Annotated in this window: 15 protein-coding genes; 9 read left to right on the forward strand and 6 right to left on the reverse strand. The window is 67.3% G+C overall.

Translation table 11 applies throughout. The features are described from left to right. Window positions 1–21: 21 nt before the first annotated feature. Together BACI71_RS03965 and BACI71_RS03970 are read left to right on the forward strand one after the other, a co-directional pair. The gene (locus BACI71_RS03965) at window positions 22–1,227 is read left to right on the forward strand and encodes an aromatic ring-hydroxylating oxygenase subunit alpha (RefSeq protein WP_159755321.1); all 1,206 of its coding nucleotides are present in this window, start codon (window positions 22–24) and stop codon (window positions 1,225–1,227) included. 99 nt (window positions 1,228–1,326) lie between these two features. Further along, a complete protein-coding gene (locus BACI71_RS03970) occupies window positions 1,327–2,940 on the forward strand; it encodes a phytoene desaturase family protein (protein WP_159755324.1) in 1,614 nt (537 codons plus the stop codon). Here BACI71_RS03970 and BACI71_RS03975 read toward each other — a convergent pair. Further along, complete coding sequence (locus BACI71_RS03975) at window positions 2,912–4,243, reverse strand: amino acid permease (RefSeq protein ID WP_159755327.1); 1,332 nt, start codon at window positions 4,241–4,243, stop codon at window positions 2,912–2,914. The genes BACI71_RS03970 and BACI71_RS03975 overlap by 29 nt on opposite strands. Here BACI71_RS03975 and BACI71_RS03980 point away from each other — a divergent pair. The 5 genes from BACI71_RS03980 to phnX all read left to right on the forward strand — a co-directional run bounded on the left by BACI71_RS03980 (window position 4,242) and on the right by phnX (window position 12,002). Beyond that, window positions 4,242–5,834 carry a tetratricopeptide repeat-containing sulfotransferase family protein gene (locus BACI71_RS03980; RefSeq protein WP_159755330.1) on the forward strand — a complete coding sequence of 531 codons (1,593 nt, stop codon included), beginning with the start codon at window positions 4,242–4,244 and terminating at the stop codon, window positions 5,832–5,834. The two genes, BACI71_RS03975 and BACI71_RS03980, sit on opposite strands and share 2 nt — an antisense overlap. A gap of 108 nt (window positions 5,835–5,942) precedes the next feature. After that, window positions 5,943–8,471 (forward strand): TonB-dependent receptor, encoded by a 2,529-nt coding sequence (locus BACI71_RS03985; protein ID WP_159755333.1) that lies wholly within the window; start codon window positions 5,943–5,945, stop codon window positions 8,469–8,471. Between the two features lie 332 nt (window positions 8,472–8,803). Then, window positions 8,804–10,099, forward strand: a complete 1,296-nt coding sequence (locus tag BACI71_RS03990; protein WP_236552803.1) for a DUF5690 family protein — start codon at window positions 8,804–8,806, stop codon at window positions 10,097–10,099. After that, complete coding sequence (locus tag BACI71_RS03995; protein ID WP_159755336.1) at window positions 10,096–11,220, forward strand: TIGR03364 family FAD-dependent oxidoreductase; 1,125 nt, start codon at window positions 10,096–10,098, stop codon at window positions 11,218–11,220. The genes BACI71_RS03990 and BACI71_RS03995 overlap by 4 nt, the downstream gene beginning before the upstream one ends. Beyond that, window positions 11,217–12,002: a phosphonoacetaldehyde hydrolase gene (gene phnX, locus BACI71_RS04000; RefSeq protein ID WP_159755339.1), complete on the forward strand. Its 786-nt coding sequence runs from the start codon at window positions 11,217–11,219 to the stop codon at window positions 12,000–12,002. Before BACI71_RS03995 ends, phnX begins: the two co-directional genes overlap by 4 nt. 206 nt (window positions 12,003–12,208) lie before the next feature. Here phnX and BACI71_RS04005 read toward each other — a convergent pair whose 3' ends face one another. Next, window positions 12,209–12,946 (reverse strand): UTRA domain-containing protein, encoded by a 738-nt coding sequence (locus BACI71_RS04005; protein WP_236552804.1) that lies wholly within the window; start codon window positions 12,944–12,946, stop codon window positions 12,209–12,211. Between the two features lie 131 nt (window positions 12,947–13,077). Further along, a complete protein-coding gene (locus BACI71_RS04010) occupies window positions 13,078–13,629 on the reverse strand; it encodes an HD domain-containing protein (RefSeq protein WP_159755346.1) in 552 nt (183 codons plus the stop codon). A 104-nt stretch (window positions 13,630–13,733) separates the two neighbouring features. On the opposite strand from BACI71_RS04010, the gene BACI71_RS04015 reads away from it, so the two are divergent. Continuing rightward, window positions 13,734–15,854 carry a phosphocholine-specific phospholipase C gene (locus tag BACI71_RS04015; protein WP_159755349.1) on the forward strand — a complete coding sequence of 707 codons (2,121 nt, stop codon included), beginning with the start codon at window positions 13,734–13,736 and terminating at the stop codon, window positions 15,852–15,854. Between the two features lie 298 nt (window positions 15,855–16,152). On the opposite strand, the gene BACI71_RS04020 is transcribed toward BACI71_RS04015, so the two are convergent. Together BACI71_RS04020 and BACI71_RS18030 are read right to left on the reverse strand one after the other, a co-directional pair. After that, window positions 16,153–18,927, reverse strand: coding sequence for a TonB-dependent receptor (locus BACI71_RS04020; RefSeq protein ID WP_236552805.1), 2,775 nt, complete (start codon window positions 18,925–18,927; stop codon window positions 16,153–16,155). A 349-nt stretch (window positions 18,928–19,276) separates the two neighbouring features. Then, window positions 19,277–21,148, reverse strand: coding sequence for a Ca2+-dependent phosphoinositide-specific phospholipase C (locus tag BACI71_RS18030; protein WP_201297288.1), 1,872 nt, complete (start codon window positions 21,146–21,148; stop codon window positions 19,277–19,279). A gap of 71 nt (window positions 21,149–21,219) precedes the next feature. Here BACI71_RS18030 and BACI71_RS04030 point away from each other — a divergent pair, with 71 nt between their 5' ends. Then, complete coding sequence (locus BACI71_RS04030) at window positions 21,220–23,304, forward strand: phosphocholine-specific phospholipase C (protein WP_159755355.1); 2,085 nt, start codon at window positions 21,220–21,222, stop codon at window positions 23,302–23,304. Between the two features lie 62 nt (window positions 23,305–23,366). Here BACI71_RS04030 and BACI71_RS04035 read toward each other — a convergent pair whose 3' ends face one another. Then, on the reverse strand, window positions 23,367–24,965 hold the full coding sequence (locus tag BACI71_RS04035) for an amidohydrolase (protein ID WP_159755358.1): 1,599 nt from the start codon (window positions 24,963–24,965) through the stop codon (window positions 23,367–23,369). Window positions 24,966–24,973 lie beyond the last annotated feature (8 nt).

Below are 24,973 nucleotides of genomic sequence, written 5' to 3' on the forward strand. Positions count from 1 at the left end.
ACAAGCACGCGAGAACCTCCTATGCTGCGCCCGGCCGAGCTGCCTGATCGTGATCCCGACGCGGACTGGAGCCTGCCCGGCTGGCTCTACACCGATCCCGAATATTTTGCGCTCGAATGTGCGCGTGTCATCCGCCCGTCGTGGCAGATCGTCTGTCACGAGAGCGACCTTGACCAGCCCGGCGCATGGCGTACCTTGTCGTATCTGGGCGAGAACCTCGTCGTCGTCCGCGGCGCCGATGACGCGATCCGCGCCTTCCACAACGTGTGCCGCCACCGCGCGATGCGGCTGGTCGAGGGCGACGCCGGCTGCGCGCGCAAGCTGGTGTGCCCGTACCACGCCTGGACCTATGAGCTGGACGGGCGCTTGAGCGGCGTGCCCATGCGCCGCGACTATCCGGCGCTCGATGTGGACGCCAGCGGGCTGATCCCGGTCGAGGTTGACTGCTGGCGCGGCTTCGTGTTCGTCCGGCTTGAGGATGATGGCGGGCCGGGCGTCGCGGAGATGATGGCGCCCTACGATCATGAGATCGCGCCGTATCGCTTCGCGGACATGCGCCGGATCGGCGACGTGCGGTGCCGCGAACGCGCGGTGAACTGGAAGAACGTCGGCGACAATTATTCCGACAATCTTCACATCCCGGTCGCGCACGACGGGCTCACCCGGCTGTTCGGCAAAAGCTATGCGATCGGGGCGGCGGGCTGGGTCGACAAGATGTCGGGACAGCTCGTCGATCGCCCCTCCGACAATGTCTGGGAACGCTTCTACCAGACGCATCTGCCGCGCGTCGACCATCTGCCCGAGGCGAACCAGGGGCTTTGGCTCTATTACAAGCTGTGGCCGAACATGGCGTTCGATATCTACGCCGACCAGATCGACTTCATGCAATGGCTACCGCTGACCCCGACGACATGCGTGCTGCGTGAGATGACCTTCGCTTTACCGGATACGCGGCGCGAGATGAAGCTGACGCGCTATGCCAACTGGCGGATCAACCGGACCGTCAACGCCGAGGACACGTGGCTGATCGAGCGCGTGCAACAGGGCATGGCATCGTCCAGCTACACCGCCGGCCCGATCGGCGCGAGCGAGGTGTGTCTGCGCAGCTTCGCCGCCAAGATCCGCGCGCGCATCCCGGAGGCACGGCTGCATCGTGCGCCGCCGCCGGGTTGGTCTCGCGCCTCCCCGCCGCCCGTGCGCAGGCAGGGGCCGATGGCGGTCGAGTGAACGAGCCAGATCAGACACAGACGCGTCGTCTCCGTGTCGGAACGGCGTGACGGACGAAACAGACATGAGCCCCTGCCTGCGCGGGGCGACGGGGGCAAGATGACCGCAAATTACGACGCACTCATCATCGGTGGTGGGCATAACGGGCTGGTCTGCGCCTTCTACCTCGCGCGCGCCGGGCTGAAGGTGCGCGTGCTCGAACGCCGCCACGTCGTAGGCGGCGCGGCGGTGACCGAGGAATTCCACCCCGGCTTCCGCAACTCCACCGCGAGCTACACCGTCAGCCTGCTGCGCCCGAAGGTGATCGTGGACATGAAGCTGCACGATCGCGGTTTCCGCATCATCGAGCGGACGATCAGCAACTTCTTCCCCTTTCCCGACACCTATCTGACGCTCGGCGGCGGGATGGCGCGTACGCAGGAGCAGTTCGCGCGCTTCAACCGTCGCGATGCCGAGGCCTATCCGCGCTACGATGCCGCGCTGGAACGCGTCGCGCAGGTGTTGCGTGATCTCGCGCTCAAGATCCCGCCCAATGCCGGCGGCGGGCTGGCGGAGGTGGTCGCCGCGGCGCGACAGGGCTGGCCGCTCGCCAAGCTCGATATCGCGGCGCAGCGCGACCTGCTCGATGTGTTCACCAAATCCGCGCGTGAGTTCCTTGACGGCTGGTTCGAGGACGATCACGTCAAATCGGCGTTCGCCTTCGATGCGGTGGTCGGCAATTTCGCGGGCGTGTCGACGCCGGGCTCCGCCTATGTCCTGCTCCACCACGTCTTCGGCGAGGTGAACGGCAAATTCGGGGCGTGGGGCCATTCGGTCGGCGGGATGGGAGCGATCACGCAGGCGATGCAGGCGGCGTGCCTCGACGCCGGGGTCGAGATCAGCCTCGACGCCCCGGTCGCGCGCGTGCTGGTCGATGGCGGCAAGGCCGCGGGCGTGGTGCTGGAGAGCGGCGAGGAGATCGCTGCGCCGATCGTCGCTGCCAATGTCGGCCCGGCGATGCTCTACCACCAGATGGTCGATGCCAGCGACATGCCGGACGATTTCCGCCGCCGCGTCGCCGGGTTCAAGACCGGATCGGGCACGTTCCGCATGAATGTCGCGCTCAGCGAATTGCCTGACTTCACCGTATTGCCCGGCAAGGAACGCGCCGAGCATCACACCGCCGGGATCATCATCGCCCCCGGGCTCGACTATATGGACCGCGCGTTCGACGATGCGAAGGTGCACGGCTGGTCGAAGGAACCGATCGTCGAGATGAAGCTGCCGACGACGGTCGACGACAGCCTCGCGCCACCGGGGATGCACATCGCCAGCCTGTTCTGCCAACAATTCGCGCCGCAATTGCCCGGCGGCCGGAGCTGGGACGATGCGCGCGAGGAGGTGGCCGACCTCATCATCGATACCGTCGACCGCCACGCCCCCAATTTCAAGAAGTCGGTGATCGCGCGCCAGATCCACTCGCCGCTCGATCTGGAGCGCAAGTTCGGGCTGACCGACGGCGATATCTTCCACGGGCGGATGAGCCTCGACCAGCTCTGGTCCGCGCGCCCGGTGCTCGGGCATGGCGACTATCGCGCGCCGATCCGCGGGCTCTACATGTGCGGATCGGGGACGCATCCCGGCGGCGGGGTGACGGGTGCGCCGGGCCACAATGCCGCGCACGCGATCCTTGCCGACCGCAGCCTCATCGGCCGCTGGCGGCGGCGCGCCTGACCCACCAATAGACCGGCACGCCCGCGAGCAGCAGCACCAGCGCCCAGCCATTGGCCTCAAGGCCGAGCCCATAGGAGAGCCACGCGACGAACCCGGCCGAAACAAGTCCCGCGGCGCGTCCCGCCATATCGCCGCGCAGCAACGCCACGCCCGCCAGCGCGCTGACGAAATAGGCGAGCATCCCCGCCGCCAACGACACCGCCGCGACGAACGCGAACAGGTCGCCCATCCCGCGCGTGTAGTTGGCGAGCGTCACCGCCGTCACCAGCACGCCCGCGAGCACATGCGCGCGCACCGGCACTCCGGCGCCATTTTCGCGCCCGAACCAGCGCGGGAACACCCCGCCGCGTGCCATCGCGCGCGGCACCTCGCCTTGCAGCAGCACGAAGCCGTTGAGCGTCCCCAGCGCGCTCACCGTCGCGAACAGCGCCACCACTTGCGCGGTCGCGCCGCCCAGCGCGCTGCCGAGAAAATAGGCGATTGGGGCGGGCGAGGCCGCGACCGCCGCACGCGGCATCAGCGCGGTGATCGCGCCCGAGACGATCAGATAGATTACCCCCACTGCCGCGGTGCCGATCAGCGTCGCGCGTGGTACCGTCCGCGCCGGATTCTGCATCCGGTCGGCCGGCACCGTCGCAGACTCGACGCCAAGGAACCCCCAGAAGGTCAGCGCCGCTGCGCCCGCGATCGTCCCCGCCGCCAATGGCATCGGCGCATCGTGCACCACCGCCGCCCCTCCCCTGGTCAGCAGCAGCCAGCCGGCGAGCAGCGCCACCGCGGCGAGCGGCACCAGCTTCAGCACCATCGTCACCATCTGCATCCGCGCCGCCGCCGCGACCCCGCGGACGTTCACACCGACGAACACCCACACCATTGCCACCGCCGCAATCGCCGCATGCGGCGCAAGTGCGGGGACCGCAACGCTCAGCGCACTGACCGCCGCGACCGCCACCGCGCCATTGCCGGCCCAGATCAGCGTCCAGTAACTCCACGCCGTTGCGAACCCGACCGCGGGGCCGAATGCCGCATCGGCATAGGCGTAAGGCCCGCCCGCCTGCGGCACCGCCGCCGCCAGCCGCGCGAAGACGAACGCCAGTGCCATCGCTCCCGCGATCGTCAACACCCAGCCGAACGTCGCATTCGCCCCGAACGGCGCCAGCGTTGCGGGCAGCAGGTAGATCCCCGACCCGATCAGATTGCCCATCACCAGCGCCAGCGCGCCCCAGAAGCCGAGCGCGCCCTTTCCTTCCGGACGTCCCGCGCTTGATCCGGTCGCCGCGCCGTGGTCTGCTCGTTCGTCCATGCCCCACCCTGCCCGTTTCCCTGCCCTGCTAGTCGACGCCGCGCTGGCGCTCCACGACAATCGGCTCGACATCGCCGAGCCGTTGCTGCGCAATTACCTGAAGCGCGAACCGTTCGATGCGCGCGCGATCCGGATGCTCGCCGAACTGGCCGGGCGGATCGGGCGCAACCGCGATGCCGAGACGCTGCTGCGCCGCGCCCTCGAGCTTGCCCCCGGCTTCACCGCCGCGCGCGCCAATCTCGCGATCGTCCTCTATCGTCAGAACCGCGCGGTCGACGCGCTCGCCGAACTCGACACGTTGCTCGCCGCCGAGCCCGATCATCTCGGCCACGCCAACCTGAAGGCCGCCGCACTCGGCCGGCTGGGCGGGTTCGAGGAGGCGATCGCACTCTACGAACGCGTGCTCGGCGCGGCGCCCGCGCAGCCGAAGGTCTGGATGAGCTACGGCCATATGCTCAAGACCGTCGGGCGGCAGGCGGACGGCATCGCCGCCTATCGTCGCGCCATCACCTTGCGCCCGGATCTGGGCGAAGCATGGTGGAGCCTTGCGAACCTCAAGACCGTGCGCTTCGACGACGCCGATGTCGCGGCGATGACCGCTGCGCTTGCCGACCCGGCCATCACGACCGAAGATCGGTTCCATCTCGATTTCGCGCTCGGCAAGGCGTGGGAAGAGCGCGGCGACGCCGATCGCGCGTTTGCGCATTACGCCGCCGGCAACGCGTTGCGCCGGACGCAGATCGACTATGACGCCGGTGAGACGACGCGCTTCGTGGATGCGATCGTCGCGACCGCCACCGTCGACTTCTTCGCGGCGCGCGCCGGCTGGGGCTGCCCTGCGCCTGATCCGATCTTCGTCCTCGGCATGCCGCGCGCCGGATCGACGCTGGTCGAGCAAATCCTCGCCAGCCACCCGTCGGTCGAGGGCACGACCGAATTGCCCGACATGCCCGCGCTCGCGCGGCGGATCGCGGATTATCCCGCGGGGCTCGCGACCCTCTCCGCCGAGCGTGCCCGCGAACTGGGCGAGGAGTATCTTCGCCGCGCCGCTGTCCAGCGGCGTACCGACCGGCCGTTCTTCGTCGACAAGCTGCCGAACAACTGGGCGCATGTCGCGCTGATCCGGCTGGTCCTGCCCAATGCCACGATCATCGACGCACGCCGCGATCCGCGCGCCTGTTGCTTCTCAAACTTCAAGCAGCATTTCGCGCGCGGTCAGGGCTTCAGCTATGCGCTCGACGACATGGGGCATTACTATCGCGATTACGTGCGGATGATGGCGCACGTCGACACCGTGCAGCCCGGCCGTGTTCACCGCGTCATCCACGAACAATTGGTCGACGCGCCCGAGCCGCATATTCGCGCGCTGCTGGACGCCTGCGGGCTGCCGTTCGACCTCGCCTGTTTGTCCTCGCACCAAACCGAACGCGCGGTCCGCACTGCCTCGTCCGAGCAGGTGCGACAGCCGATCTTCCGCGGCGGCGATCGCGCGTGGCGACCGTTCGCCGCACATCTCGCACCGCTGGAGCAAGCGCTCGGCGATGTGATCCCCTGTTATCCTCTTGCGCCGACCCTCGCGTCGCCAGCGTGACAATTTCATCACTAGAAGCTTTTAAGATAAAATGTTTCCTGAGCGGATTGACCGCGCCCCTGCCGCGCTGCAGCATGTCGTCACATAGTCGCAACAAAGGGGATTGTTGTGGTGGTCAGCTTCCGTCGTCGCGTGCTCGTTCCGTTGCTGGCCTCTGCGGCGTTTGCCGCTCCCGCCGGCGCGCAGGCCGGCTCCGGCCAGACGACCGCTGCCGACACCCCGTCGCAGTCACCCACCGCCACCACCGCCGATGGCGACATCATCGTCACCGCACAAAAACGTGACGAAAGCATTCAGAACGTCCCGATCAGCATGCAGGCGATCGGCACGCGCCGGCTCGACCAGCTGAACGTTTCCAACTTTACCGATTACACGCAGCTGCTGCCATCGGTGGCGTTCCAGTCATCGCAGCCGGGCGTCACCACTGTCTACATGCGTGGCGTCGCCTCGGGTGGCGACGGCAACCATTCGGGGTCGCTGCCCTCGGTCGGCGTCTATCTCGACGAGCAGCCGGTCACGACGATCGGCGGCACGCTCGACATTCACATCTACGATATTGCGCGCATCGAGAGCCTCGCGGGCCCGCAGGGCACGCTGTACGGCGCATCGAGCGAGGCGGGAACGATCCGCATCATCACCAACAAGCCAGACACCGCCGGTTTCTACGGGCGCGTCGATGGCGAGGTGAACATGCTGCATTCGGGCGGCATCGGCTACACCAGCGAGGGGATGCTCAACATCCCGTTCGGCGAGAGCGTCGCGCTGCGCGTGGTCGGGTTCTACCAGAAAGACGCCGGCTTCATCGACAACGTCCCCGGCACACGCCGCTTCCTGCCGGAGGAGGGCGGGATCAGCGTCGACAACGCCACCTATGTGAAGAAAGATTATAACGACACCGAGACCTATGGCGGGCGCGCCGCGCTCAAGATCGACCTCGACGACAATTGGACCGCGACGCCCACCTTGCTCTATCAGGAGCAGAACAGCCACGGCAGCTATGGCTACGATCCCAAGGTCGGCGATCTCGAGGTGCAGCGCTTCTACCCCGAATACCGTCGCGACCGCTTTGCGCAGGCCGCGCTGACCATCGAGGGCCAGCTTGGCAACTGGGACGTCACCTATGCCGGCGCATTGCTTGATCGCCGCGCGGTGCAGTCGAGCGACTATACCGATTATTCCGAGGCTTATGACTCGCTATATTCGTCGGTCGGTGGGCTGGCGGGCTATTTCTACTATCAGGACAACGCCGGCAACACGATCGACCCACGCCAGCGCGTGATCGGCCGCGATCACTTCAAGAAGCTCAGTCAGGAAGTGCGCATCGCCTCGCCGGTCGACCGGCCCTTCCGCCTGGTCGCGGGTGCCTTCTACCAGCGGCAGAGTAACCTGATCTTCCAGGATTATCAGATCCCGAACCTTGGATCGCAGGTCTCGGTCAACGGCTATCCCGGTACGCTGTGGCTGACGCGCCAGCACCGCGTCGACAAGGATTATGCGGTCTTCGGCGAGGCGAGCTACGACCTCACTCCGAAGCTGACGCTCACCGCGGGCGCCCGCGTCTTCATCTACGACAATTCGCTGGTCGGCTTCTTCGGCTTCGGCCGCAACCCCGGCGTCGATCCCGCGGACGGCCGTCCCTACACGGCCAGTCCGTTCAACGCCGCCGGCAGCCCGCGCACCGGCGCAGCAAGTTGCTACATGGCCGGCGGCGGCACGCTGCGCGACGCCTATCTCAACGGCGGCGACACAACCGCTTTCCTGACCACGCCCGATGTCGGCGCGATTCCGTGCGTCAATCTCGGCGTGCCCGACGGCAACCGAGTGGCACCCAAGCGCGCCGATGGTCAGGGTGTCACCTACCGCTTCAACGCGACATGGAAGCCGACCGACGAGGTTCTGCTCTACGCCACCGCCTCGCGCGGCTTCCGCCCCGGCGGCATCAACCGTCGCGGCGACGTCGGCGATTACGCGGCCGACTTCCTGACCAATTACGAGATCGGGTGGAAAACCACGCTACCCGGCGGCGCGGTTCGGTTCAACGGCGCGGTGTATCAGCAGAACTGGGACCAGTTCCAGTTCTCGTTCCTCGGCGAGAACAGCTTTACGGTGATCCAGAACGGCCCGGACGCGCGCATCCGCGGGATCGAAATGGACACCAACGTGACCTTCGGCGGCCTTTCGCTGACCGCCGCCGGTTCCTACACCAACGCCCGGACCCGCACCGACCTGTGCGACTCGGTGGATTGCAACGCGGAGGGCGCAAAGATCCTCGCCCCGGCGGGGACGCGCCTGCCGATCACCCCGCGCTTCAAGCTCAGCGGCACGGCGCGCTACACGGTGCCGATCGGCGCGGCGCGCGTCTACGTGCAGGGCCTCGTCGCGCACCAGAGTTCGGCGTCCTCCGACCTGCGGCTCGAGAAAGCCGCCGCGTTAGGCAGGTTGGCTCCCTATACCAGCGCGAACCTGTCGATCGGCGGCGAAGTCGCCAATTACACGTTCGAGGTCTTCATCCGAAACCTGTGGGACGAACGCGGCCAGATCTCACGCTTCCAGCAATGCGGATCATGCGATCAGCGACCCTATATCGTCCCCATTGCGCCCCGCACCATCGGCCTCCGTGCGGGCTTGAAATTTTGACGCCGATCAAGGTGACGCTGGCCGTTGACGCTCTCGACTTTTCGTGGGCGTCAACGACGGCCATCCGGCGCAAGGCGCCGTCGGATCCGCGCTGATGACGCTGGGATCATAATCAGCGTACCCACCCGTTCCATACCGCAAGCCCGCAGCACCGCCGCATCCGTCTTCCGGAACAGCTGCCGGGACTGAAACCCGCCGCCCTGCGGCAGGCGGACAAACGGAGGCTGCGAGGCGGAGCCGGTGACGCGTCGCTCGAGCACGCCGAAACGGGAGCATGGCTTACCGGCTGGCGATGTAACAGCACTGTAGTTCTTCTGGACCATACCAGATGTATGAACTCGGAGCTTCTGATCGCAAAGCGTCGTCGCGGCACCGCCGGTATAAAGGCGGCCTTCCACTCGCTCGTTTATGGAAGTGCGGCGTTCGGCACCTATTTCGCGATGTACGCCTTTCGCAAGCCGTTTGCCGCGGCGACCTTCGCCGTGGTGCCCGGCTGGCACCATGCCGTCGACTATAAGACGGTGCTGCTTATCGCGCAGGTCGTCGGCTATGCGCTCTCCAAATTGATCGGCATTCGCGTGATCGCCGAATTCGGGCGGATCGGTCGTGGTCACGCGATCCTGTTGCTGATCGCGCTGTCGTGGGTGGCGCTGTTGCTGTTCGGCATCGTCGCGCCGCCATGGAACATCATGTGCCTGTTCCTGAACGGTCTGCCATTGGGGCTGATCTGGGGCCTCGTGTTCAGCTATGTCGAAGGGCGTCGCACCTCGGAATTGCTGGGCGCGATGCTATGCGCCAGCTTCATCCTGTCCTCCGGTGTGGTGAAGTCGGTCGCGACGCTGATCTTGGAAGCAGGGGTCGGTCCCTTCTGGATGCCGGCGGCAACCGGGCTGGCGTTCGTGCCGCTGTTGCTGGTGTGCGTCGCGTTGCTGGAACGGATGCCGCCGCCGGACGCGCGCGATATCGCCGAGCGGCGCGCGCGCGTGCCGATGCCGCGGACGGCCCGTGTAGCGTTCCTTCACGCGCATGGCATCGCGATCGCGCTGCTGGTCGCGGGCTATGTGCTGCTGACCGCGCTCCGCGACTTCCGCGACAATTTCGCCGCCGAAATGTGGGCGGCGATGGGGTCCGGGGGCGATGCCGCGATCCTCACGCAGAGCGAAGTGCCGGTCGCGATCCTCGCACTGGCGGGGTTGGCGGGATTGATGGCGGTGCGCGACAACCGCCAGGCGGTGCTGGCGATGCACGCGGTCATCATGTTGGGGGCGATCTTGCTGGGCGCGGCGACCTTCGCGTTTCAGATCCACGCGATCGGGCCGTTGGCGTGGATGATCCTGACCGGCTCCGGGCTGTACCTCGCCTATACGCCCTACAATGCGATGCTCTTCGATCGGATGGTCGCCGCGGTCGGACAGGCGGCCAATGCCGGGTTCCTGATCTATATCGCCGACGCCTCGGGCTATGTCGGCAGCGTTGCACTGCTCCTTTATCGCAGTCTCGCGGCGCCGAAGATGGCGTGGGTGCCGTTCTTCGTCGACGCCGGTTACGTCACCGCGGTCGCGGTAGCGGTGCTGACCGCGATCTCCGCGCTGCATTTCGGGCGCACGCGTCCGGCGGAGGCGGCATGACGTACGACGTGATCGTGGTCGGTGCGGGCATCGTCGGGCTCGCCCATGCCCTCGCCGCGAGCCGGCGTGGCGCACGCGTGCTGGTGCTCGACCGCGATGCGCGCGCGAACGGCGCATCGATCCGCAACTTCGGCTTCGTAACCGTCACCGGACAGGCGCGCGGCACGGTCTGGACGCTCGCGCGGCGCAGCGCCGCGATCTGGCGCGAACTGGCCGGGCCGGCCGGTATCGCGATCGAACAGGAGGGGTTGACGGTGATCGCGCGCCGGCCCGCGGCCGCGGCGGTGCTCGAGGCCTTCGCCGCGACCGAGATGGGCGAGCATTGCCGGATGCTGTCCGCCGCCGAACTCGCGGCGCGGCTGCCGGTCGCGCCCGGCGCGGCGTGCGCGGCGCTCGACAGCCGTTACGACCTGCGGGTCGAATCGCGAACGGCGATCCCGCGGCTGGCGGCATGGCTGGAACAGGCGCATGGCGTCACGATCAGGCGCGGCGTCGCGGCGATCGAGGTGGTAGAGGGCGGCGTCATCACCGCCGGGCGAACCTATACCGCCCCGGCCGTGATCGCCTGTCCGGGCGACGACGGTGCGGCGCTGTTCCCGGACGCCTTCGCCCGCGCGGGCATCCGCCGTTGCACGTTGCAGATGCTGCGGCTCGCCGAGCCGCCGACGCGCTTCGCGACACCGGTGATGAGCGACCTCAGCCTGATCCGCTACGAAGGCTATGCGGCCTTGCCGGAAGCCGCAGCGCTCCGTGCCAGCCTCGCCGTCGAAGAGCCCACGGCGATGACGCACGGCATTCATCTCATTGCGGTACAGTCTGACGACGGCACGTTGATAGTGGGCGACAGTCATGTCTACGCAGACACCCCGGAGCCTTTCGCGCAGACCGCGATCGACGACGCGATCGTGGCGCAATGGCGCGTTTTGTTCGGTGCCGCCCCGCCGGTGCTGGAACGCTGGACCGGCAGCTATGCCGCGGTGGCCGGGCGTCACAGTCTGGTCGAGGCACCGATGACGGGCGTGCGGCTGGTGGTGGTGACGAGCGGGACCGGCGCGTCGACCGCGTTCGCGCTGGCGGAGGATGTCGTTGCCTCGCTGGTGGAAGAAGGAGTGCTGGCGTGATCGACGGATTGAAGGCGGTGGTGTTCGACTGGGCGGGCACGATGATCGATTTCGGCAGCCGCGCGCCGGTCGTGGCATTGCTGCGCGCCTTTGCCGATGCCGGGGTGCCGATCGACGAATGCGAGGCGCGCGCTGACATGGGGCTGGCGAAGGGCGAGCATATCGCCGCGATCCTTGCCACTGCGCGCGTCGCCGCGGCATGGCGCGCGGTGCACGGCGCCGAGCCGACCGCCGCCGACGCCGCGCGGCTGCTGGAGCGGATCGGCCCGATCATGCGCGACGCCGCGCGCGACACGGCGACGCTGATCCCCGGCGCAGCCGATGTCGTTGCGCGGTTGCGGGCGGCGGGCGTGCGGACCGGATCGTGCACCGGCTATACCCGCGCGATGATGGAAGACGTGCTGCCGCGCGCCGCCGCGCAGGGCTATGCGCCCGATCATCTCGTCTGCGCCGGCGAGACGCCCAGCGGCCGTCCCTCGCCGCTGATGCTCTGGGCGAACCTGATCGCGCTCGATGCATGGCCTGTCACCGCCTGCGTCAAGGTGGACGATGCCGTGGCCGGGATTGCCGAGGGCCGCGCGGCCGGAGTGTGGACGATCGGTGTCGCCGCGACCGGCAACGCGATCGGGCTGGATCGTGGCTCGCTGGAGGCGCTGGACGCCGCCGAGCGCCAGCGGAGGATCGAGGCCGCTACGGCCGAGCTACGGGCGGCGGGCGCGCATGAGGTAGTCGACAGCGTCGCTGACCTGCCCGCCGCGCTGGTACGACTGCCGATCGGCTAGAGCGGCGCCTGCTTTGCGGCGCTGTTCGGCAGCATCCTTGGTGGCGCAATCTTGATGAGGCAGAACGGTCGGAAACCGCTTCAGAACTGTTCGCCGTCCGCCGGTCGGGTCAGGTCGCCCTTGACCCGATCCGGGTTCCGCTTTCCGCTGGCGACCAGGCCAGACGCGGGAACCCGCATCAAAGCCGGAACGACGTGCTTCAACGCCTAGACGCGCACCGTAAGGTCGACGTGGATGCGGATCGCGTCGTGGCGCCAATATTCCTCGTCATATTCGATCACGCGCCCGGCCGCGTCGAAGCTGGTTCGCACGACCAGCAACCCGGGTGTCCCCGACTTCGCGCCCAGTTCGTCGGCGATCGCCTTCACCAGCGCGCAGGGGCGCATGTCGACGCGATTGCGCACGGCCGTTGCGCCATAGACGCTCGTCAGCACCCGCGTCAGCGATCCGTCGAGCGGATGATCGAGCAATCCCGGCGCCAGCGCGGGATCGACCATGATCCGCTCCACCAGCACCGGCCGCCCGTCGATCGAGCGGCGGCGACGGAGCGCGTACAGCGGCCGTCCGGGGACGAGCCGGAAGATGTCGGCCACCCCCGACGACGCGGGCACCGTTTCCTGGCTCAGCAATTCGGTCGACGGGGTGCGCCCCTGTTCGGCGACATAGGTCATGAACCCGCTCCACCGCGTCGGGTCATAGGTGACCGCCGGCGGCGAGACGTACCAGCCGCTGCGATCGCGGCGATAGATCAGCCCCTCCGCCTCCAGCTGGAACAGCGCCTCGCGCACCGTGCCGCGCGCGGTGCCCGCCTCGATCTGCAACTGGCGCTCCGAGGGCAGCCGCGCACCGGGTGCGACCCGTCCCATGCCGATATTCAGCGCGATCTGGTCGCGCAGCGCAATGTAGTGCGGACCGCCATCGGCGTCCGGCGGAGCGATCGGCATCGTACCGCGGCTCCTCGCCGTCATAAGGGCCTCGCCGTCCTGAGCATGGCGGGTTCATCGCCACGTCCGGCCGCACGGTCAAGACCGCCATGCCCTGGACCCGACGTCGGCCGCTTGGCAGCCCTTCATTGTCAGCTCGATCCCTGTTCAGTGATCAGCAGCGACACGAGCAACGGCCGATAGGAAGCGAGGTCGACGTCGTCGGCATCGGTCACCTTGCCCGCATCGTCGAACAACCGCAGCGTCACCGCATCCGCGAGGGCCGGTTCCCGCTCGAACGCGACGCGCTCGTCGTCGGACATGGCACCGCCCTGCAGGCCGAGGCTCAATCGCGACGCGGCGCTCAGGCGCGCAGCATATCCCGGTTGGACAGCGCACAGGTACCGCTTCGCCGCGACGTGCAGACGGATCGGATCGATCACCGCGGGCGGGAAGTGCCCGGACAACAGGCGATACGCCAGATCCTCGTGCCGCGCATCAATCCCGCGCCCCTCGGCCATCAACCCGGCATTCTCGACGAACTGGCCGACGTCGTGGAGCAGCGCCGCCGCCACCAGCGTGTCGGCACAGCCATTGGCCCGCGCCAGCGCCGCGCATTGCAGCGCGTGGCTCAGCTGTGTCGTGTCCTCGCCATAGCTGTGGTTGCCGTAGCGATCGAACAGCTCGAAAATGGTATCGATCATGTCCACTGGTTTCTTGCGCCCCCTCGCCCGCGACTGATTCACACCAATGTCGCAATTGGACTATACCAATTCAGTGGTAGCGGGTTCGTTGAGGACAGGCAAACATGAACCGGACGACGCGACGCGGATTTCTGGGCGGGGCATCGGGTGCGGCGGCGACGCTGATCCCCGGCGTGCTCGATCGCGCGCTGGCGATCGCGCCCTCGGGGCGAACGGGCACGATCCGCGACGTGGAGCATATCGTGATCCACATGCAGGAAAACCGCTCGTTCGATCACTATTTCGGGTTGCTCAACGGCGTCCGCGGGTTCGGCGACCCACGCCCGCTACGGCTGCCCGGCGGGGCGACGATCTGGGCACAGCCGTCCGACGAGCATCCCGACGGGCATGTCCTCCCCTATCACGGTGATTCGACGACGACGCGCGCGTTCAAGGTCGACGGCGGCAACCAGGCGCACCCGCACAACATCCACATTTTCAACCGCGGGCGCTGCGATCGCTGGGGGCATACCGGCGAACTACATATGCGCATGCTACATTATGGCCCGGGCGATTTGCCCTTCTATTACGCGCTCGCCGACGCGTTTACCGTCTGCGATGCCTATCATGCCTCGACGCTGACCCAGACCTATCCCAACCGGCTGCACCTGTTCACCGGCTGCAACGGCGGCGGCATGGTTGGCGGCGATCCCGAGATGACCAATTACGGCGAGGATGAAACCCCCAGCGCGGACATGCGGCAGGACAAGCCGCTGCGCCCCGATGCCTATCGGTGGACCACCTATGCCGAACGGCTGCACGCCGCCGGCATTTCGTGGAAGGTCTATCAGGAATACGACAATTTCGGCGACAATCTGTTGTCGATCTTTCCCGCGTTCCGCCCGTGTCCGCCCGGGTCCGAACTCTATCGGCGCGGCCGGTCGTGGGTAAGCGAGCATAAGGGCGGCCCCGACCGCACGCGCTCCGATGGCGAGCAACTCGTGGCGGCGTTCCGCGCCGATATCGCCGCCGGAACGCTGCCGCAGGTGTCGTGGATCGTCACTGCCGCTGATCTGTCCGAACATCCAACCGCCGAACCTGCGAAAGGCGAACATGTCACCGCGCGGTTGATCGAGGCATTGGTCGACCATCCGGAGGTCTTCGCCGGGACCGCGTTCCTGCTGGTCTACGACGAGCCCGGCGGCTTCTACGATCATATGCCCTCGCCGGTCCCGCCGGTCGGCACGTATCGCGGGCACAGCACGGTCCCGATCGATGGCGAGGCCAAGTCGTACGACGCGGCCGAACCGCTGTCGCCGGGCACGCACCCGATCGGGCTGGGGATCCGCACGCCGACGGTGATCGTCTCGCCCTGGACACGCGGCGGGCATGTCTGCTCCGAATTGTTCGATCATACGTCGGTGCTGCGCTTCATCGAAAAAAGGTTCGACGTGCGCGAACCGAACATCAGTGCGTGGCGGCGGTCGGTCTGCGGGGATCTGACCTCGGCGTTTGATTTCCGCGGGCAGGATGTCGCCGTACCGAAATTGCCCGCCACCGACGATTTCCGCGAGCGCGTAGCGCGGTCGCTGGCGGGTGTCGCCACTGCGATACCGGTGCGGCAGGCGCCGACCCCGCAACTCCCCGGGCAGCGACCCTCGCGCGCCTTGCCCTACACGCTGGACGTCAATGCGCTGGTCACCGCGCAGGGCCGGCTGCGTATCACGATGGCGAACCACGGCCGGACCGGCGCGGTGCTGACGGTACGCGACAATCGCGACATCGAGGAGCCGTGGCATTTCACGGTCGGAGCTGGCGACACCCATACCGCGGACGACTGGTATGCGGCGGCGGATACTGCCTATGACCTGACGCTGACCGGGCCGGACGGATTGTACCGGCGCTACGCCGGCAACGCCGCAACGCAGGCCGACGTCCTGCTCGCTCCGCGCCCGCACGACAGCGGGGTGGCATTGTCGCTCGCCAATCGCGGCGCGGTGCCGCGCACGTTCGTGGTCACGCTCGACCCGGCCTATCCGGGCGCGGACCGGACGCGGCGGCACGTCGTCGCCGCCGCCGCGACGGTGTCCGACCTGTGGACACTGGCGCTCAGCGATTACTGGTACGACCTGACCGTCACGATCGAGGAGGCGCCGGCATTCGTGCGTCGCTTCGCCGGGCGCGTCTGCGGCGACCGGCCGGGGCGAACCGATCCGGGGATCGGAGCGATGCGACTGCACGCCTGACCAGGCGGCGCCCGTCGGGCTGCAAGGGCCTGACCGGGTCACATGCGCTGCACTACGGCATCGCCCGCGTGAGCAGCGGGCGTGTCCGTTCCCGCCGGGCCTGTCCAAGCGCGCGTTCGGTCGCATATGCTTCGATACGCGCGGAGAACATCGGCCCGCCGGTCCCCGGAGCAGTCCGTGAGGCTTCCCGCCGAGAGTCCCCGATCGCACGCCGGGGCCAGCAACGGCGGCGCCATTATGGCGCGAAGCCAGCCGGCGCGCCGCTCCCCGAGATGGCGGAAAGCGGCGCGGTCGACGATCAGAATTTGAAGCTGAAGCCGGCCATATAGGTCGTGCCGCTCTGGTTCTGGTTGTAGAGGTAGCGGTTCTGCCCCCAGAATTGCGTGTCCTTCTGGTTGGTCAGGTTGATCGCGTTCAATGTCAGCTGAAGCTTGCCGGTCAGGTTCACGAAGGCGGAGGCATCTAAATAGGTCGTCGCCTCGAACCCGCGCGTCCCCGCGTCCATCACCTCCTCGGCGCGGCCCGTGAAGAAGCGGGTCCGGTGGCTGACCGAAGCCCGTGCGCCGAACCGGTCGGTTTCGTAATAGAGCGTCGCATTGTAGCTGCCCTTTGAGATGCCGGTAATGTCCTTCGGAACATCGACATAGGTGTAATTGGCCACCATCCCGAAGCCGTCAAATGGTGCCGGCAGGAACGACAGTTGCGCCTGCGCCGCCAGCTCGATGCCGGTCAGGCTCTTGGTGCCTGCCACGTTGACCGGGATCGTGAACTCCTTGACCTTCGTGTCGGCGGTCGCGCCGGGAATGGTGGTGAACGGCACACCCGTGTCGCCGAAGCGGACGTTCGTTCGCGAGTCGCCCTGGATGAAATTGGTGACCCACTTCTGGAACACGCTGGCCGACAGCAGGCCGACCTTCCCGAAGTAATATTCGGCCGACAGGTCGAGCGTCGTGTCCTTATATGGCTTCAGGTTCGGGTTGCCGCGCGAGGCGGTGATCTCGCCCGCGTCGTTCCTCAGCGCGCTGCCCTGCGCCGCGATTGAGCTGAGCCCCGGCCGGTTCAAATTCTGCGTCGCGGCGAACCGCACCAGCAGCTCGGGACAGAATTCCAGCACCGCGTTGAGCGCTGGCAGCACACCCGAATAGCGGCCCTCGACAGCGGTGGTGCCCAGATAGCCGTAATCGTCGTTCTGGATCCAGCCGGTGCTTTGCGTCCTGGTGTGGTAGCCTCGCGCACCGACATTGCCGCGCAGCTGCTTGCCGAACAGCGCGGTATCCCAGTCGATCTGGACATAGCCGGACCCCGTTTCCTCGGTCAGGGTATAGACGTTCTCGACGTCGTAAAGCATGCCGCCGCTGCCGTCCCTGTTCGGCACCAGCCGGTGATATTCGTTATATCTGGCGAAGCTTCTGGCATAATCGCCGATCAGCCACGTACCGATGCCGTTGCCGAACACCGAAGTGATGTCGCCCACTGCGGTGCCACGCGTCTTGGCCGTGGTGCCATTGACGTCGGAGTCGTAATAAACCTCCTGTCCGTCCTGCCGGAAGCGGTGATAGGCGGCGCCCGCGCGCAGCGTCAGCGCGTCGTTCAGCACGTAGCGCGCGTTCGCGACGCCTTCGCGCAGCTCGGACCCGTTGTCGAAGGCGCGATAGTAAAACGAGTCCATCGCGTAGATCGACGCATTGGTCAGATCGGTCCCGGGATAGGAGAAGCTGGCCGAGCGACCGTCGGTGCCATAGTCGGCGATCAGGTTACCCTTTGCGCGCATGTACAGTTTGTCGTCGTACGGCGTCTTGTACGTCGACTTCTGATAGCCGGCATGGCCGTCGATCGTCAGCCGGTCGGAAGCGGTCCACTCACCGGTCAGCTCCAGCGAACGGAACCGCGTCTTGTTCAGCGACCGGCGGTTCTCGCTGCCCAACGTGACGTTGCCGGCATCGGTGCGCGTCACGTAATTGCTGTCGTCGACCGTGAAGTCGTTGAGACTGGCGCCCTTGTTGAAGAAGCTCGGCCACGGGCTCCCCTTCGCGCCGTCCAGCGTGGTGGAGCCGAAGCCATTGAGCGGGCGCGTCGCGAGGTGGAGTTCCTGGCGGTGCGTCGTCAACTGGCCGTAAAGGCCGTCCACCGTCAGCAGCAGATTGTCCGCCGGACGCCATTGTACCGACGCGGTGATACCCAGCCGCTCCTGCCTGGCGTTCCACGACGAGATGCGGTTGCCGTCGGCGAAATACAGATCGCCGGCCATGAACCGCGCCTGCTTCGCCGCGCTCAGCCGCGAGATGTCGAGACCGCTTTTGATCAAGTCCGGCGCATCGCCGGTGGCGACGCCATTCACGAACTCGGTCTTGCCGAGCTGGCTGTAATTATAGGTGTTGTGGCCCTGCTCGGTCGTCTCGCGCTGCGAATAGGCGGCGGAGATCAGGATGCCGAAGCGATTGTCCCAGTTGCGTCCCAGCAGCGCCGCGACGCGCGGCTGCGCATCCTTGGTATATTGGTTGCTGCCCAGCCGGCCGACCAGCGCGCCCTTGATACCGGGTGCGTAATCGAACGGCCGGCCGGTGAACAACCCGACCGTCCCCGCCATCCCGCCTTCCTTCTGCGCGGCCTGGAAGGTCTTCTCGACTTCGACGCGCGAGAAGAGTTCGGAGGCGAAGATGTTGAAGTCGAATGCGCGATCACGCGTACGCTGCCCGCGGCTGTCCTGTGCGGAATCGACATTGCCGAGCACTTCCATGCCGTTCAGCTGCACGCGCGAGAAATCCGGGCCAAGCCCGCGCAGCGAGATCCGCCGCCCCTCGCCCGCCTCGCGCGTGATCTGCACGCCCGGCACGCGTTGCAGCGACTCCGCGAGGTTGAGTTCAGGGAATTTCGCCATGTCTTCGGCGACGATCACATCTTTCTGGATGTTCGCCGCCTTCTTGATGTCGCGCGCGAGACCAAGCGACTTGCGGTAGCCGGTGACGACCACGTCATCACCCGCTCCGTCGGCCGGCCCCGCTGCCTGCCCCACCGCCTGCCCCGCCGCCGCCGACGGGATCGCAGCGACGAACACCGGGACGGTGGCCAGCAAGATGCTGCGGAACTCTCGGCACAGCGCTTGTGCGATCTTCCTCTTGAACAAAGTAACCCCCTTGCAAACTGGTCTAAACCAGTTTGCGTAAAGCAGTTGCCGTTGACAGCCGTATGACAAGGGAAGCCGATGACGGACACGCGGCGATCGATGATGCCTGAGTGCCGATTGATGATAAGGCGCACGCCCTCGTCGCCCATCGCCCGCGACTTGCTCCGGGGCGGACTTCTTGCCTCGGTCACAAAAAGCAGAGCCTTCGATCAACTTCAGGACGATGCGCGACGGAGTGCCCGGATCGCGAAGCGGGCAGTCCTCGCGAAGCCTAGTCCCTCATTCTGTCCCCGCCGCTTCAGTACGCCTGCGCGAGCGCTGCCGCCTCGGCCCGGCACATTTCGATACCGGGCGTCGGCGCACCGACGCGCACAACGGCCATCTCGCGGCGGGCCGCCTCGAGGTCGTCGCGGAACGCCGCCGATCCGTGCAGCGCCGCGGTCGCCGCGGCACCAGCCAGCCACCCCGCCTGCACCGCGCTCAGGCTGTGCGACCCGCAGATCAGCCGGCTCTCGCCATAAGCACGCCCGCGCGCGAGGATCTCGGTCGCGCGATCCGGTGCCAGTTCGGCGAGGATCAGCGCCTCCATCCAGCCATTTGCGGCATGCCCGGACGGATAGTCGCCGTTGCCCGCCAGATGCTCCGTCTTCGGCTCGCAGATCGGCGCGTCCAACCCGATATACGGGCGGAGCACGTGGTAAAATCGTTTCCCGGGATCGACCACCCCCGCCACCCCGGCGCGGTCGAGCAACCGCGCCACTGCCGGCGCGGTCTGCGGCGTCAACCACACGCCGAGTGCGCAGGCGAAATGCGTGAACGCATCGCTTTTCACGTCGTCGGTCGCCAGCTTCCAGCGCGGCGAACCCTCCATTCGCCGGGTCGCCGCGAACAGCTGACGGTCGGCGATTGCACGGGGGCTATCTTTCGCCGGCGGGGGCGGCAGGATACGCAGGCCGTCCGGCACCGCCTCCGCCGCCAGATAACCGCCGTCGTCCGCGACCGGCATCTCGACCGCCAGTCCGGCGCAGCGCACCGCCGTCCGTACCGGATTGCAGCGCACCGCCGCGCCTTGGGGCAGGCGCACCTGATAATCGTTGTGGAACCGCGGCTCGGGCCAGAGATAGTCGGTCGACACGAAGTGCGCTCCCGACGCCAGTGCCGCCCCGCGCCGCTGCCCGTCGTTGCGTCGCGCCTCGACCGTGTCCGCATCGGCGCGCGTGCGGACGATGAACCCCGCCGTCACCGCCGCCCGGATGCGCCTACCGTCCGCAACCGGGTCGTTGAGCGTCAGATAGGCCGCCACCGGCGAATGTTCGTCGGTGTTGACGAAGAACACCCGCCCCTCCAGCGCGCGCCGCGCACCGCGGTACAACGCGACCTTCTCCGGCCCTTCGTCCAGCGCGAACAGGACCTTGCCGCGCGATGCCCCGAGCGTGGGCCAGGCATCGTGCAACACCGCGTCGCGCAGCGTCGGATAGCGGCCCTGCACATCTTCGGGCGTGATGAGCGCCTGCGGCGGGAACACGGCCCGCACCTCGCGATCCAGCGCATCGAAGGCCGCGGCATCGAACGGCAGCGCGCCGGTGCCGCCGGGAAACGCTGCGGCATCGCTCTTGGCGTTGAACATCAGCAGGATCGGCGCGTGATCGGGATGCGCCAGCGACCAGCGCCGCACGATCCCCAGACACACACGCAACGTCACGCACGCGCTGAGCACGTCGATATCCGGCACGTGCATCACTTTAAAACCGGGTTCGGCCAGCGCAGCGCGGCGAGCGGGGTCGAGCGCCAGTCCGGCAGCCCGCAGCCCGGCGGGAGCAAGGAAGCGGCCACCCTGAGGATCGGCATAGACGTCGATCCCCAGCTGGCGCGCGCCCGCGTCAAGTTGCTCCGACAGCGGGCGGTGCCGATAATCGAGCCGGTCGGCGCCGGCCGGGGAGGCGGCGCGGAGCAGCGCCAGCACTGCCGGCTGCAACTCCGTCTTGTAACTGTTGTGCGTGCCGACGGTGACGACGTCGTTGAGCTTCAGGTTGTGGTCCATCCATGCGCGGGCGCACCCCGCCCCCGCCGTGCGCGCATCCGCGGCCGACAGGTTGCACTGCACTTCCGCGGCATAGGCACTGCCCGAAAGTGCGACGCTGGCCGCTACTACCGTCGCCGACTTCCACATGTGCGGACACTCCGTCATCAGATCGACACTACGATGGTCCAGACCACGTCGATGCGACATGGAGATGACGAATGCAGGACCGGCGCAGCTTCATCCACGCGATGCTGGCATCGGCCGGCGCTGCGGCGGCGTTCACCCCCGCGATCGCGCGCGCGCTGGCTGTGCCGGCGGACCGCCGGACCGGCACGCTGCAGGACGTCGCGCATGTCGTGATCCTGACGCAGGAGAACCGCTCCTTCGATCATTATTTCGGCACGATGCGCGGCGTATCGGGTTATGGCGACCGCTTCGCGATCCCAGCGCCGCCACTGCCGGAGGCACCCGATCGCACCGTGCTCCTCCAGCCGAACGAGCATCCGGGCGCAGAGCCGGCCCTCATCGCGCCGTTCCGGCTCGATACCGCGGTCGACTTCAACCTTTACCGCCCGCTCGGGACGCCGCACGGCTTTACCGACAGCCAGGCGGCGTGGGACAACGGGCGGATGGGCGCATGGCCGCGCGCGAAACAGAACCACGCGATGGCGCATTTCACCCGCGCCGATCTGCCGTTCCAATATGCGCTCGCCGAAGCGTTTACGCTTTGCGACGCCTATCACAGCGCACTGCATCTGTGCACCAATCCCAACCGGCTCTACATCTGGACCGGAACGCACGACCCGCTGGGCGAGGCGAACGGCCCGGCGATCGACAACGGCTATGACACGATCGACGCCGACCCGCAGCACCACGGCGGCTATCTCTGGACCACCTATCCCGAGCGGTTGGCGGCGGCGGGGATCGGCTTCCAGATCTATCAGGACATGGCGGACAATTTCACCGACAACCCGCTGGTCGGCTTCCACCGCTATCGCACCGCGCAGGGTGCAGCCGGAGAGCTATTGAAACGGCGGACGATGACGACGCGCACGCTCGGCGGGCTGCGGCAGGACGTGCTGGCGCGTCAGCTCCCGGAGGTTTCGTGGGTGGTGGCGCCGGCCGCGCTGTCGGAGCATCCCGGCGCCTCGACCCCGCTGCAAGGAGCGGACTTCACCGCGCAGGTGCTCGACGCGCTCACCGCCGATCCGGCGGTCTGGGCGCGCACGGTGCTGCTCATCAACTTCGACGAGAACGACGGGCTGTTCGATCACGTCCCGCCGCCCGCCCCGCCGGCCCGCGTCGCGGGACGCACGATTGGCGCGACCACCATCGCGGCCGACGACGAATATCATTTCCGCTCGCAGGATCCCGCCGACGCCGCCTATCTGGATCGGCCCTACGGCCTCGGCCCGCGCGTGCCACTCTACGTTGTGTCGCCATGGAGCCGCGGCGGGCACGTCGCGTCGGAGGTCTTCGATCATACCAGCATTCTGCGTTTCCTGGAGGCGCGGTTCGGTGTTCACGAACCGAACATCAGCGCGTGGCGACGTGCGGTATGCGGCGACCTTACCTCGTGCTTCGATTTCACCACGACCGGCAAGGTCGACTTCCTGCCGTCGCTACCCGCCACCACTGCCTTGTCGGAGCGGGCGGCGGCGTTGAAGGAAGTCCGCCCGCCAATGCCCGCGCAACCCGCCGCGCCGGTGCAGGAAACGGGTGGGCGGCGGCGGCGCGCGACTCCTTACGCGCTCGATGCGCAACTGCATCGCGCCGGCGGTGCGGGCGGATTGTCGCTCATCAACCGGTCTGCGGAGCGCGCCGCGGTCTTCCACGTCTACGACCTCGCGCGGCTGGACGACGTCCCGGCGCGCTATACGGTCGGCGCAGGACGCGAGCTCGTGCACCCTTTGCCCGCGGCCGGCGCGGTGCTCGACCTCTTCATCCTGGGGCCGAACGGCTTCCACCGGCGCCTGAGCGGCCGGTCGGACGTGTTCTCCGCGGGCATCGTGGCACCGGACATGCTCTCGATCACGAACATCACCACGGCGCGGCGATCGATCACCATGACCGACCGGGCCTATGCCGCGCCAACCATGGTGATCGACCTCGCGCCCGGTGAGACGCGCCGCATTTCGCTGGACCTCACGGCCAGCCACGGCTGGTACGACCGGCAGTTCGCCGGGTCCGGCCAGACATGGCGGATCGCCGGACATCTGGAAAACGGAAAGCCGTCGTGGTCCGATCCCGCCAGTGGGGGCGCCGGTCCGCTGCGGATCAAATCCGCGATGACGGTGGAATAGGTACGTTCCGCCGCCGCCGCATCGGCGAGGCTGCCCGCTGGTCCCGGTGACACCTTCCGTCCTTACTGAGCTGGACTGGTCGTCCCGGCTACGTTGGGATAGCTGATACCCAGTTGCTCGAGATAGCTCGGATACTTCGCCGGATCGTAATAGAACTTCTCCAGCTGCGGGCGCATCTCGCGCATGATCTTCTCGTTCAGCCAGATCGCCGGCTTGTCCTGCGCGGTGATCAGCGGCGCATAGGTGTCGGTCTTCAGTTGCACATCGTTATAGTAACTCTTGGCCTGTGACAGCAGCTTGGGCGTGGTCATCAGGTCGAGCACCGTCATCGCCACCGCCTTGGCGCCGGCGACCGCGCCCTTGTGCGCGATCGGAGTCGCCATCGCCATCGCCGAGGTGAGATGGTGGCCGATCATGTTCGGCACATTGGACGGAAAGCGGATCGTGATCGTCGGCACCGCCCACATGATGTCGCCGATGTCGTCCGAGCCGCCGCCGATCGACTGTGGCCGGTTCTCGGGGGTCGACAGGTCGCTCACCCTGGCCTTGAGCGGCTCGACCTTGCGCTGGTTCGCCTGCTGCACCGCCCTGGCGAACAGCTGATCGTCGGCGGACCAGCGTGGCATCCCGACCGCGGCGATATTGGCATAGGCGGCCTCGGCGATCGGCTTGTTGCCGAAATTGGGGGCGGCATAGCCGAGCACGCGGTGGCTGACGGTGGTGCCGGTCGACTTGGCGGCAGCCTCCGAGATCTCGTTCCCCGTCTCGAACATCGACTTGATCGCGCCGAAGCTGCGGTCACGGAAATAATACCAGACCGAAGCGGTGGCCGGGACGATGTTCGGCTGCCCGCCGCCATCGGTAATGACGTAATGCGAGCGCTGCGTGACCGGCAGATGCTCGCGGCGGAAGTTCCACGCCGTGTCCATCAGCTCGACCGCATCCAGCGCCGAGCGCCCCTCCCACGGCATGCCGGCCGAGTGCGCGGTCTTGCCCTTGAACTGATATTCGACCGAGACCATCCCGTTCATCCCGAAGTCGCCATAGGCGGTGCCGAACTCGCTGCTGACATGGGTGAAGATGCAGGCGTCGACGCCCTTGAACAGCCCGTCGCGGACGTAATAGGCCTTGGTCGCGAGCAATTCCTCGGCGACGCCGGGCCAGATCATCAACCGGCCGGGAATATGATGCTTCTCCATCACCGACTTGGTCGCGATCGCCGCGGCAATCACCAGCGGCAGCCCGGCATTGTGACCCTCGCCATGGCCGGGGCCGCCCTCGACCATCGCCTTGGCGTCGGCCATGCCGGGATATTGCGATACGCCGAGCAGCCCGTCGATATCGCTGCCCAGCGCGATCAACGGCCCACCCTCGCCCCACGTCGCGGTAAAGGCGGTCGGAATGCCCGCCACGCCCCGCGTCACCGTGAAGCCCGCCTTCTCCAGCACGTCCTCGAGATAGGCGGAAGTGCGCACCTCCTGAAACCCCGGCTCGGCATAGCTGAACACCTGGTCGACCATCACCTGGATGTCCTTGGCCTGCGCATCGACCTTGTCTTCGGCCTCGCGCTTCAGCGCCTTGCCAGCCTGCGCCAGCGCCGCCTGCGGCGCGATCAGCGTACCGAGCAGCAGCGCGCTCACGGCGGTGCGGAACCTCGTCATATCGTATC

The organism is Sphingomonas sp. 8AM, assembly GCF_902506455.1.
Classification (GTDB): domain Bacteria; phylum Pseudomonadota; class Alphaproteobacteria; order Sphingomonadales; family Sphingomonadaceae; genus Sphingomonas.